This is a genomic window from Aquimarina sp. AU474 (assembly GCF_900312815.1).
In the GTDB taxonomy this organism is placed as follows: domain Bacteria; phylum Bacteroidota; class Bacteroidia; order Flavobacteriales; family Flavobacteriaceae; genus Aquimarina.
This window is the reverse complement of record NZ_OMPE01000008.1, coordinates 765,977-778,662: the sequence shown is the minus strand read 5'-3', so window position 1 is coordinate 778,662 and position 12,686 is coordinate 765,977. Positions and strand designations below refer to the sequence as shown.

Below are 12,686 nucleotides of genomic sequence, written 5' to 3'. Positions count from 1 at the left end.
AATTTAAAATATATCATTGATTTTACCATCCTCTATTTTGAAAGTTAATACATAATAACTATCAAAATTTTGTTTTTTTCGGCTTCCAGGGTTCCATTTTTTTAGTTTCTTTATCTTTTCTTCAATATGTCTAATATTTCGTTCTTCGAAATGATTTTCTTTCAATTCAGTATCAACAGTTTTAACCCTAAAACGACCAATTTCGCCATTACAATTTACTACAAATCTAAAGGTAATAAAGCCAGAGTTTTTAAATGTTAAGTTGGACATTAGTTCTGAAAATTGCCTTTTAATTTCTTTTTCGCCATTAGAATAATTCGTACCTACGCTATAGTATTGAAAAATTCTATCTTCATTACATACTTCAAATTTAGAATCATCAATATTTTTATTAAATGCAATATCTCCAATTCGATGTGTACCCTGGTAATAGATCCAGCATGTTATTAATAATGCTAATAAAAAGCTCACTAACAAAAGAAGGTTTAGTTTGTTTTTCAATTCAATATTTAGTTTTAAAAGGTAATTAGTTTACAGAATATTTCTTAGAATTTAATTCTCTAGCCTTTTATAGGTATAATTATTATCGAGCACATCATCTTTATCTTTAAAAACAAGCCTGTCATTATCTAATGTGAGTATGATATATTCACGATTACCTAGGGAAAGAATCGAATCACTAATTTTAAATGTAGAATTTGACTTAGCCCCAGTTTCATCAATAATTAACGTATTATCTGGATTAAAAGTCATAATTATTTCAGGAAGACTTTCAATATCAGATGTCGAGCGAGGGTTATTAATCGATACTATTTCTGTATTATTTAAGGAGTTTTTTTCTTCAGTTTCTTCAACCCAGACCCATTGTCCAAGGAGTTTTTTAGTCATTTCGGATTGAGCATACCCCGAACATAATCCACAAAAAAATGTAAGTATTATTATTGTTTTTATCTTTTTCAACATATCAAGTAGGTTTAGGTGTAGATACATAATAGATAAAAACACTAATATGCTCTACATTGGTTAAAGATACTTAATACTTGTGAATTCTTTATTATGAAATAGAACAACAATTAATAGAATAGTCTATCATTTTTATTGATTTACAGTTTATTGGGATAAGATAGTCTAATATGTATTAGAACTAATAATAGAAGTATTTTAATCGGTTAACGTTTTGATATAAAAACCTTTGATTTTTACTAAATCAATAACATCTTCATGTAATAAATTGGTAGTGGCTTCAATTCTAAGCACATTATCAATATCTTCAAGGTCAATAGACCATCTAATAATATCTGAGTGATTGTTGAAAACGGACTTTAAAGAATTTACTTTTTTCTTTGATTTAATATCGGTTTGAAATATGAGTATTTCCATAATATAATTTAATATTATTCTAAATCTGATTTTGAGGAGGAGTCTTGATTTTCATTCGATTGTCTCTCTACATACTGCTTGTAATAGTCATCACCTTCTTCTTTCCAAAATTTGTCATAATATTTCCATTTTGAAAAATCGGTTTTGGATTCTTTTTTGCATTTATCACTAGAATGTTTTGATGATTTTTTACTACCGCTACTACCACAACCTCCAACTAGTATTTTTAGTAAAATAAATAAACCAACGGCTTGCCAGTATGTAAGTGTAGTTAGTCCAAAAATTTCGGGCATAAGCCAATTCCATAACCACATTATTACAAAACCAAATAGAATGACTAATCCTGTTATGGCTATTGCACCAAAAATGATCATTCCCACAATCTCTATTGGTGATTTCTTCCTGAATTTATGAGTGAAAAAATTTGTCATGATATAATAATTTTATGTTTGTTTATTTCTATTTCAATTTTTTTATAGAGTATTCCTATTGCCCTGTGTCTTCGTGACATAAGCGTTCCTATAGAAATTCCAGTTTCGGCCGAAATTTCTCTATACGAATACCCTTCAAAGTCTACAGCGATTATAATATCTTTATAGGCAGGTTTTAACTGTTCGATGCATTTTTTTAATACCACTATCATTTGATCCGAAGTGTAAGAACTTTCAGATTGATTTAATACTTCGACCAGGTTTAATAAATCTTTATCAATGTCTACAGAGTTTGATTTTTTTGTAGTTCGCATTACATCAATAATCTTGTTTCTTATAGATTTATAGACAAAGCCCGCTACATTGTTAATCGGAGCAGATCTGTCTGCTCCCGAGAATAGTTTTAAAGCAACATCCTGGATAATATCTTCTGCATCGCGATTGGCTGTGTCACTTATTTTTGTGCTCACATACATCTTGAGAGATGTATATTCTCTTCCAAAAAATTCTTTAAGCTTTTTTGTGTTTTCTGATTCCAAATTCGATAAAACCTTTTTATGAGGGGGCTTTGTTTAAAAAGACGATACTTTTTTAATTTATTGCGTTTTTTAATAGTTTTAATTAAAAAAAACATAAATAATGCGAACTTGATTTAAAGCTACAAGCTTTAACTTAAGATAATTAACGTAGGTGGTGGCCTATTTTTTGTCAGGAATATTTTGATATCCCATTAGCGATAACATTTGCGTTGCATATCGTATTCCTAGCGTTCTATACCCTTCAGAATTAAAATGTGCGTTATCCATACCGGGACATCCTTGCGATGAAATAATATGTGCTGTTGTTATTACTTCGGGTAATTTATTTATTATTTCATTCATCTCAGAACAACAATTATTGTTACCCGAAAACACTTCACCAGCTAATAGGGGTACATCATTAGAATTTAAAGAAAGTTCGACGAGCATATCATTGTATATTTTATTCACATACTTGGGCCATAAACTATCTCCGGTATTGGTTTCTCCTTGATGCAAGAGAATTCCTTTAATTACACCATCTTTCTGTGCTAATTTGGCAAGGTTAATTAGGTGCAAATATGGGTTTCCGTTGTAATTTGCTATTTTCGAAGTAAACCAACGTTCTTTATGAGTCCTGTCGTAGTTGTGATATTGATCTTTATCAAACAATCTAATGTCGCAACCTCCTATAGCGACATTAATCACCCCAACTTTGATGCTGTCGGGAAGATGTTTAACCATTGTTCTTCCAAAATAATCAGTAGGGGATAAACCTGATTCGCATTGGCATAAAGGAGGAATCGCAGTATACCATTTACCTTTTGTTCTTTTTGGGGTAGAACAATCCAATGACTGCATGACCTGAAAGCGATTATCTACAATTTTATCTTGCTCTTCTATTTTACCTTGCCCTTCCATATTTGATTGCCCAAAACAGAGATAAATATGAAAATTAGAATCTTGCGCTAATACATTCATGCTTAATAGAAATAATCCTGTAAATACAATAAATCTCATCTTTTTCATATCTTATTTTTATTAAGGGTTAAGAAGAAATTCTAAATAATTACTCAATCATAAAAACCAATTAAGAGAGATTCACCAAATCATTATCATCAAATATTCTCTACAAAATCTAAAAAGACCTTTTTGTGAAGTTCGAAATCCAGATTAGCTGAAAGTGCAACCCTCACAATATAGTCCTTATCTCCTTCTTTAGTTGTTCCTTGAGTAGAAGTTGCCGGGATTGTCCAGTAACATCCTTTTAATTGTCCATAGCTTACACAGAATTTACTTTCTTGAGGAATTTCATTAATCATTAAATTGATTAATTTAAGATTTAGTGCTCTTTTATAAGTTTCTTTTTCTTCGTCGGTATTACCTTTGGTAGGGAGGTCTAAGGAAAAAACGGAAGGCGTAAATCCTTGTTGTGCCAATTCTTCTGAAACAAAATTGATTTTCGCCTCGGGTAAGTTTGCGTTGATAAAAGTAACAAACTCACGCGTGATCTTATAGGCATCATTAATTCTTTGATTCATAGAAGGTAATTGCTTTGCTAATATTTCATATTGAAGATCTGTAGCTTCATTATCACAAAGTCTTAGATGCAATGCAATTTTTTGCATCAGAACTTCAGCTTTTTTATTTGCTACACAATAACCAGCAGTACATTGCCCACCACTCGGAAATTTAGATCCACTAACATATGCGATGGTCTTAACCGAAGAGAGCATATTATCCTCACCTAAAAAGTGTACGTTAGGGCAAAATGTTTGATCCAAAATAAAGACTGGATCAATAGCCGTTTTACCATTTTTAGTTTTACGCTTCTTACTTAAAACATTTTTTAATTTTTCAAGATCCGGAACTTCAACTCTCGGATTTGTAGGGATTTCGGCAATGATATATGGAATTGCATCTTCATTAGCAATTTTATCCAAAACTACATCAATACTCTGCACCATATCTTTACCACCATCGACCGGTAAATCCATTACTTCAATATTATCATTACAAGCGGCAACTCGTCTAGCCTGATCATTTGTCCCTCCATAACAATTTGGGGGAACGACAATTTTAATAGCCTTTCCTTTATGGTTTTCTAGTGCATCATGTACCAATCCCATAACAATTGCATACTGCATGGATAATCCACTAGATCCAACTAATGCTTTGATATTTGTACCCGTAATCTCTTTAATTGACTTTAAGACAAGTGATTTGTTGGCCTCAACATTGCTATTTTTATTAATTACAGAAGATTGCTCTAAAAGATGATTTAAGGCAATTAGCGTATTGGCTGGTGTCATAGCAATGGTCTCTCTCCTTCGTACATGCTGAATTTCTGAAATATAACTTTCATTTTGTGCACCATTTACTAATAAAACACTACCTAATTGAGGGTGAATATTGATAAAAAAGTCCACATTTTGAGTGAGGTCAAAATTACAGATATCATCTTGTTGCGAAATAAAAACTGTACTGCCGTCAAATACAGGAATATCTTCTGTATTTTCAATTCTTTTTAAATCAAATTGATATCCATAGATACTCTTTACGATATCGGGATCAAAAAAACTCGGTAATTCACCTTTATAAATTATTTGAGTGTTTTTATTGGCTAGTAAATTCTTTCTTAAAACTGCCAAAACCGGAACCGTTTTTGATGAAAAACTAATTACATTTTCTGCTTTTATATTGTTTAAGTTAGCCACTACCCATTCTAATACACATGATAATGGATGACCTAACCGAATATAGTCATATGCCGTAGGCAATTCACTTAGAGATGATAACTGAAAATTATTGTTATTAAATAGGGTTTCGAACTGTTCTAAAAATTCAGTCTTGGCCAATTCTTCGTCATAAATATCTAGTCGATGGGTTGTTAGATTCAACCAATCAGCAGGCATATTCTCTAGTACATTTTTAATATAATTTAGCACTGTATTGCTTAGCATAATTTTCACCTTTATATAAACCGGCAATATACATTAATTAGGTTTTTTTTTGAAGTGTTTTTGGACGTTTTGTTTGGTCATACCTTACAACAAATATATGTTGAGTTTAGAGATAACCTTTCGTATTGGGGTGTTGAATTTTAATTTTAAAACGAAACAGAGTAATTCAAATACTAACTAACAAATTCGAAATGTATCTATATTGTTTTAAGTATATAAGATTTTCAAATCAAAAATAGAATAGTGCTAATTTGAAAATGTAGATATGTAAAAATGATCAGTTTCAGAAATTTTATCATTAGTCTCCTTATAGTCTTTTAATTTGAAAATTTTTGATTTCCTTACTTCTGAAAAAACTTTACCCAAAAAAACCAGAAAAACCTTTTGATCTTTTGATTTGATTGATTGTGTTATTTTTTGAAAAAATGGATTAAATATATTTTCGTCGAAAGGCTCCCAAAAATATAATACCAAACAGTTATAATCAGGCAAACTAAAATTTAATGCATCTCCACAATATGAATCAATATTTTTACATTTCTGAGTTTCAGTTTTATAAATACTAATGTTCTTTTCTGCTATTTCATTAAGGTATTTGGAAATTTCTATCCCAATAATTTTTTTAAAAGGATATTCAGATGCTATTAATAGATTCCGTCCCATTCCAGACCCTACATCGATAAATATTGAATTATTATAATTTATATTATATTTTTTTAGAGAATCAAGAGCTAAATGCATAGATTTTATGGGAGTAGGGTGGTATCTAGCTGAATTCTGATATCTATCCATTGAAATTGAATCGTGTAACATAAACTGTTCCTTTATTACCCCAGTTAATGTGCCAAATTTATTATCAAAAGAATCTTGACTTTCTCTTTCAAGAGTAATAATGTCAAAAGCGTTATTATTACTCTTTTCTTTAATAAACTTAATTAAATCTATGACGTCGACCTTTTGATAGAATAAGTAATATTTAACAATATTGTAGACATTTTCTATAACTAATTGATTGTATTCACTTAATGACTCATGAATTAAAAGTGATACAAAGTTGTTTTCAGATTCAAAATTTGAAATATTTCTAATTTTATCCTGGTTATTTTCAAAAACTTTTAAAAGTTTCGTCCATAATTTATCTTGACTCATTTTTTAAGAATATTTAAAACTTGTTTGATTCAAATTAACAAGTTCTGTTTTATTATTAAATTTTTAAACCAAACTTAAAAATCTATATTAATTATTTTATATGTTGTTGCATTAAGTTATTCTTCAATTCTATTATATTTTTTTAATGTTTTAATTAGTAAATCATGAGGAATGGCATATACTTTATTTCCATTGACACCTTCCATATCTTCTGCTGCTATCATTGCGTTTACAATTGCCTCCTCCACAGCTTGCACTGTACTTTGAAAAAACCAACTAATTTGGTCATTAGACATACTCTTTACACTTACAGTTTGATCTCTACTAAAAGCATTTTCATTAGCAGTTGAAAAGGCAATGAAAATATCACCAGAACCATTGGCACCTCGCCCACCTACGTTCCCTATACCTATTGGAACTCTTTTCGCTATTCTTTTAAGTTGATGTGGGAGTAATGGAGCATCTGTTGCAACAACAACAATAATAGACCCATCTCCTTCATTTCTATTCGGTACTGCAGGTTTTTTCATTTCATAATTCAATGTGTCTTGTAGTTCACGACCTACCGGAACACCGGCGATGGTTAGATTGAATTTAGCTCCAAAATTGGCTTGCACTAATACGCCCACGGTATATGTTGAATCTGCGACTTTGAATTGTCGAGAAGCTGTTCCAGTTCCTCCTTTAAAACCTAAACACATCATTCCGGTTCCACCGCCTACATTACCCTCTTCTATTTTACCAGTAGTTGCATTACTAATAGCTTCCAATACGTGCTCTTCTTTGACATGAAAACCATAAATGTCATTTAGGAAACCATCATAAGTTTCCGCAACTACCGGATATGTATACCACCAATTCTCTCCACTATACCAGTTTGTGTCTACATACCATTTTAATACCGCATCTCTCACTACTCCCACACTGTTGGTATTTGTTATCATTATTGGGGTTTCTAAAAAACCAGATTCAGTAACCCAAGTTGTACCAGTCATTTCACCATTTCCATTCAAACTATACCAATTAGCGAAAACTGGACTGAATTTTTTTGCTTTTCCTCTTGGGAATATTGCTGTAACTCCAGTTCTGACAGGCCCTTTCCCGAGTATATTTTCTCCTTTTCCTGAAATAATTGTAGAATAACCCACTTCGATACCTTTTACATCTGTTATCGAATTTAATTTACCAGGATTACCAAAAAAAGGAATTCCTAAATCTCTTGCTCTTGGTTTTTGTCCAAATGATTGACAACAAATTATTATGATTGCAAAAAATGTAAATACTTTATTCATATTGCTTAATTTTAATGAGATGTAATGTTTAATGTATGTGTTTTAAAAAGGTAAAATGTTACCAAGAAATTAATTCTCCGGCATTAAATTTGTAAAAAATTTTATTAAAAATCTTTATGCCCTAACAAATATACAAGAACGGATCGATTTATTACTAATAAGATATGATTACATATATGGTGTTTTATGCACAGTTTTTTGTGTTCATTTTTTATGTCGAAAACGTTACCTAAAGGTCAATACATTATTATCTTGATGAAGAAAGGGAAATTTCTTTTGCCCTTAAGATTTGATTTACAATTTTCTACTAGAGATATTTTATTAGTAATCTAATAAAGATTGATAAAATTGTCCGTATATCAGTTTCAGAATGTTCTTACGCTCAATTTTCTTATGAATTAAAATCTTTAATTTCAAAGAAATGAATTTGAACTTTTATTTATTCTATATAGCCTATCGAAGAATTACAACCGCCAGAAAGTTCAATAAAAATGCATTCATAAATTACGAAGATTAAGAAAGCCGAATCTAAAGCTTAATTTTAGCAAGAATACCTTTACGGATTATATACATTATTAATTAATGTATTTTTTCAATGTGATACATTTCCATCATTTTTCTTTCCATTATCTTTTTTGGCATATGCTTTAAAAGAAAATTTCTAATATTCGTTCCGTATTTCCAATGGGCCATTTTTCCGGTAGTCCAGGATTGTTTTACTATTGTATTTACCTTTGATTGCCTTTTTTTTTGGAACAATTCAAAGACATTTTGATTTGGATTTTTTCCTATTAGATTCCCCAAGTAATAAGCATCTTCTATGGCTTGGGCACCACCTTGCCCCATATTGGGTGTAGTTGCATGCCCAGCATCGCCAATCAAACAAATATTACCTTTTGACCAATTATCGAGAGGTTTAAGGTCATTGATGTCATTTCTTAAAATATTGATTTTGGGAGTAGCTTTTATTAAATTATGTACTAATGGATGAAAACTATTAAACATTTTCAAAAGTTGTTGTTTGATTACATCGTTGTCATCTTTTTGATTTGGTTTATCTAAGACTACAGCAAACCAATACACTTTATCTTTTGCTATTTTTGAAATACCGAAACGAATCTGATTTCCCCAGAGTTCCATTCCTCTATTTTCAAACTCTTTATCCAATGTAATATTAGCAACACCTCTCCAACAGGTTTGCTCTGAATACCTTGTCTTACTCTCTGGAAATAGTTGTTTTCTTATTTTTGAATGTATCCCATCAGCCCCAATCAAAAAATCCGTTTCAGATGTTGAATTATCTTCAAATTTCAATTTGATTTTTCCGGAATTTAATTTTTCAAAGGATTGAAAACTTTTTCCTAAAAATATCTTTTCTTGTGGTATTTCTTCTAATAATATTTTTTGAAGTTCGGCTCTATGAATTGCTATTGTAGTATATCCAAATGTATCTTTAACAAGATCTTGATAGTTGTCTGAAAGTGGAGATAAATCTGCTTTTCCTAGAGTAATTCGATCAATCGAATTGCCTTTTGATTTTACTCTATTAAATACATTCAAATATTCCAAAACTTGTAAAGCATTGGGAGCAAGCCATATTCCAGCTCCAACTTCATTTATCTTTGGTGCTTTTTCAAATAATTGATACTCAACACCTTTTTTCTCAAATGCTAAAGCGGTTGTTAACCCGCCAATACCTGCTCCAATTATTGTGTATTTCATTTTCAGTTTTATATTATAACTAATGAGTATTGTATAATTAATTATAAGAAAGTAGAAGAGTACTCTACCATTATTTTATTCGATTCTGATTTTCATCATTTTATAAGATTCCAGTTTTTTCAAATCTAAAATCTCATTCGTATTCTCGTTAAAATTATCTATTTGTGTATTGATCACAAAATAAATGTTTCCGTCAAAAATGTCAAAAGTGGTTGGGATTTTAAAACTATCTGTAAACTCTACTATTCTTTCATTTTCAAGTATTTCGGTTCCAGCATTGTTAAGTTTAAACTTAAACAGGCCATTTTTTGTTTTATCCCTCCAAGCGTTTACTATTCCGTATAAATTATTGTTGTAAAATTTTAAACCGTCTATGCCTGAATAATCTTCTTTAGGCTTATTCATAATTTTTTTTGATTTGATGTCAACAACTCGAATTCCTTTGCTTGATGCTAGATATAAATATTCATCATTATCAGAAATTGTAATTCCGTTAGAGTGGGAAACCTCTTCAGAATCTATATAAATTTCGATAGTCTTATTGGGTCTTTGAATTTTATAGATTTTGTTACTTTCTGAATCGGTCATGAAAATCTCATTATTAGAACTAATAGCTAAATCATTCAAGTAATGAAAATTGGAGTCGTTAAGAGAATAGGAATCAATGAGATCTCCTGTTGGAAGTTGTAAAAGTAAAAGGATTGATTTGTTTTTATCTTCTGTAAGACTGTTGCCTAGATCGTACAAAGTGTCTCCTTTAATTGTCATTCCAAAACCAGCTAAGTAATTATGTTGATTAGTTTCTAGAAAAACTGTAGGGTTATTGCCATCAAGTAAACTACTTACTATTTTATTTTTTTTTAAACTATTCAGGTACAATTTTTTTGTACTACCATCAATAGCAATACCTTCAGGTAGCAAATCCTTCTCAAAATCGAGTAGAATCAATTCTGGCTTTTTACGTATGCACGATAAGAAAACAAGTAAAGTAAAGCATATAAAAATCGATTTAGTATGTAAGATTTTTTTCATTTTAAATAATTATGCTTTGTAAATAATAACTAAGGTTTCATATACTTTTTTAGTATTTGTTATTTTCTTTCAAATACTTTACAATTATTCCAAGTTGTCCTAAATGGTAAATATCGTGATGAAGCATACCATTGATAACAAATCTATATTCATAATTGCCTTTAAAATCCGTATCATAATATTCTTCATTCAAAAACTCATCGTCTTTTGATTTTAATAAGTCAATCAATTTAAATAAGGTATTATCATACTCTGATTTGATCTTTTTCCAACCTAAAGGTTTGAGTTGATCGTTTGTTAGCCAGTTTTCTTCACAATCATCTGTCTTACTCCCTTTGCCAGTCTGGATTTTTAGGATTGTTTCTTTTCTCCATAATGTTAAATGAGAAATTATTTCTGCAACACTATGCAAGTTTTCAATAGGTCTTAAAAAAACTGTGTTCTCATCTATTAGTTTTAATTTACTATTAAAAGTGCTGCCTATCCATAATTTTCCATTTTGGATCTCCTCTAATTGTTGAATAATGTTGTTGACAAGGTATTTCATTCTAATTAATGTTAACCATTTTTACGTTTTTTAAAAGTCAGAATAATTATAATTATATTCAGATTTGAATTGAGATTTAATTATAAATTCTTTTTTAGTAGCTACTTGCATTAACTTAAGTTGAAAATCCCCTTTTATTAAAAATGCATTTATTGTCATACCTTTTCCGCCGGCTATTTCTGTAAATTCTTTCTCTCCTTTTATTTCTTCTATTGATTCTATATTAAATTTGTTTTTATCGTCTGGGATTATCACAAAATCAAAATGCAAGATCTTTAAAAAATCTTCTTTATTCATTGTTCCATACGTTTCTAGCATTTTGTTATACGTATCTATATTTAATGCTTTTGTGCAGTATACATAACTTTCATTTTTGAGAAACTTTTCGTCACTTTCAATTCCATCTATGGTGTATGATCCAACTTCTAACATATGAGGTAAGGTATTTTTCTTAGCATTGAAATAAATCTCATGATATTTATCATCAAAAATACCTTCTGGTATCTCAAAACTTAATTCATTTGTCAATCCGATTTCTTTACTTCCCGAACCTTTAAATTCAAAGTTTACTCCTTGTATTTCTTTATTGTTAATTTGAACTTTTACAAAGTTTGCTGATTGATTTTCATGATTATTGTCGCTACCATGCTGTTCGGGTATTATGGTTTCTTGCGATATTGTATTATCTATTTGTGGTTTAGGGTTTTGCTTACAAGAAAATAGGATTATACAAATTGATAGTAAAAAAAAGTTTTTCATTTTTGTTTATTAATTGTGATTAAGGTTTTGGTAGTGGTGTTTTTATAATTCTTCTACGATTTCAATATTATTCCCGCAAGTATCATTAAATACTGCATATTTTGTCGTTCCCATTGTAGACGGTTTCACACTGAATTTCACGCCTAACTTAATTAGTCGCTCATATTCAAAATCTACATTGTCAACATCAAATTGAGTGTATGGAATTCCAGCTTCCATCAATGCATCCTGATATATCTTAGATGGCTCAAAATGATTAGGTGCAGGTTCTAATAATACCTCAGGTCCATCTTGCGCCTCTTTTGAGACTAAAGTTAACCATCTATTTCCACCATCTAATGGTTTGTCTTTTTTTTTTATGAAACCTAGTTTTTCTGTATAAAATCTTAAAGCCTTTTCTTGGTCTCTAACCGGAATGCTAATTAGTGTTACTTTCATCTTTGATATTTTTTATTGGTATTCCAAAGTTCAGAATTCTGAGTGTAATTTGCTTCTTGAAAGTTGCTCTTTTTGAAATCTCGTAGGTGATTTTCCCGTTTTGGTTTTAAATAAAGTACTGAACGAACCTAAACTTTCAAATCCAACAATAAAACAAGTTTCAGTTACAGATGTTCCTTTGATTAGTTGTTCTTTAGATTTTTCAATCCTTTTATCAATTAAGTATTGTCTAGGCGTAAGGCCATAATGTTTTTTGAATAATCGCAACAAATGATACTTGGATACAAAGTGAAAATGAGATAATAAATCCAAATTCAAATCACTGTTATAGTTATTGTCAATATAACTTCTAATTTCAATCACAGTTTTTATTTGTTCCTGGTTTGAGTAAATAATGTCATTTATTCTATTAATTTCTTTTTCGTAAAAAGTCATTCATATATTTTTCTATATTA

Annotated in this window: 15 protein-coding genes; all 15 read right to left on the bottom strand. The window is 30.0% G+C overall.

Annotation, left to right across the window (positions count from 1 at the left end):
- Positions 1-3: 3 nt before the first annotated feature.
- The 15 genes from DK508_RS13340 to DK508_RS13270 all read right to left on the bottom strand — a co-directional run bounded on the left by DK508_RS13340 (position 4) and on the right by DK508_RS13270 (position 12,666).
- Positions 4-471 carry a hypothetical protein gene (locus tag DK508_RS13340; protein ID WP_109301246.1) on the bottom strand — a complete coding sequence of 156 codons (468 nt, stop codon included), beginning with the start codon at positions 469-471 and terminating at the stop codon, positions 4-6.
- 81 nt (positions 472-552) lie between these two features.
- On the bottom strand, positions 553-963 hold the full coding sequence (locus DK508_RS13335) for a hypothetical protein (RefSeq protein WP_160114704.1): 411 nt from the start codon (positions 961-963) through the stop codon (positions 553-555).
- Between the two features lie 198 nt (positions 964-1,161).
- Positions 1,162-1,380, bottom strand: a complete 219-nt coding sequence (locus DK508_RS13330; RefSeq protein WP_109301244.1) for a hypothetical protein — start codon at positions 1,378-1,380, stop codon at positions 1,162-1,164.
- Positions 1,381-1,394: 14 nt separating this feature from the next.
- Positions 1,395-1,811, bottom strand: a complete 417-nt coding sequence (locus DK508_RS13325; protein WP_109301243.1) for a hypothetical protein — start codon at positions 1,809-1,811, stop codon at positions 1,395-1,397.
- A complete protein-coding gene (locus DK508_RS13320) occupies positions 1,808-2,350 on the bottom strand; it encodes an RNA polymerase sigma factor (protein WP_109301242.1) in 543 nt (180 codons plus the stop codon). The genes DK508_RS13325 and DK508_RS13320 overlap by 4 nt, the downstream gene beginning before the upstream one ends.
- A 159-nt stretch (positions 2,351-2,509) precedes the next feature.
- On the bottom strand, positions 2,510-3,358 hold the full coding sequence (locus DK508_RS13315; RefSeq protein ID WP_109301241.1) for a sialate O-acetylesterase: 849 nt from the start codon (positions 3,356-3,358) through the stop codon (positions 2,510-2,512).
- Positions 3,359-3,447: 89 nt separating this feature from the next.
- A complete protein-coding gene (locus tag DK508_RS13310) occupies positions 3,448-5,292 on the bottom strand; it encodes a PLP-dependent transferase (RefSeq protein ID WP_109301240.1) in 1,845 nt (614 codons plus the stop codon).
- Between the two features lie 246 nt (positions 5,293-5,538).
- A complete protein-coding gene (locus DK508_RS13305) occupies positions 5,539-6,441 on the bottom strand; it encodes a class I SAM-dependent methyltransferase (RefSeq protein ID WP_109301239.1) in 903 nt (300 codons plus the stop codon).
- A gap of 116 nt (positions 6,442-6,557) precedes the next feature.
- Entirely contained in the window at positions 6,558-7,733 is a 1,176-nt protein-coding gene (locus tag DK508_RS13300; RefSeq protein WP_109301238.1) for a P1 family peptidase, read from the bottom strand.
- Positions 7,734-8,312: 579 nt separating this feature from the next.
- The gene (locus DK508_RS13295; RefSeq protein ID WP_109301237.1) at positions 8,313-9,455 is read right to left on the bottom strand and encodes an FAD-dependent monooxygenase; all 1,143 of its coding nucleotides are present in this window, start codon (positions 9,453-9,455) and stop codon (positions 8,313-8,315) included.
- 75 nt (positions 9,456-9,530) lie between these two features.
- On the bottom strand, positions 9,531-10,487 hold the full coding sequence (locus tag DK508_RS13290; protein ID WP_109301236.1) for a hypothetical protein: 957 nt from the start codon (positions 10,485-10,487) through the stop codon (positions 9,531-9,533).
- Between the two features lie 49 nt (positions 10,488-10,536).
- Positions 10,537-11,034: a DinB family protein gene (locus DK508_RS13285; RefSeq protein WP_109301235.1), complete on the bottom strand. Its 498-nt coding sequence runs from the start codon at positions 11,032-11,034 to the stop codon at positions 10,537-10,539.
- 30 nt (positions 11,035-11,064) lie between these two features.
- The gene (locus tag DK508_RS13280) at positions 11,065-11,793 is read right to left on the bottom strand and encodes a hypothetical protein (protein ID WP_109301234.1); all 729 of its coding nucleotides are present in this window, start codon (positions 11,791-11,793) and stop codon (positions 11,065-11,067) included.
- A gap of 42 nt (positions 11,794-11,835) precedes the next feature.
- Positions 11,836-12,231: a VOC family protein gene (locus tag DK508_RS13275; RefSeq protein ID WP_109301233.1), complete on the bottom strand. Its 396-nt coding sequence runs from the start codon at positions 12,229-12,231 to the stop codon at positions 11,836-11,838.
- Between the two features lie 30 nt (positions 12,232-12,261).
- On the bottom strand, positions 12,262-12,666 hold the full coding sequence (locus DK508_RS13270; RefSeq protein ID WP_109301232.1) for an AraC family transcriptional regulator: 405 nt from the start codon (positions 12,664-12,666) through the stop codon (positions 12,262-12,264).
- Positions 12,667-12,686: the final 20 nt, after the last annotated feature.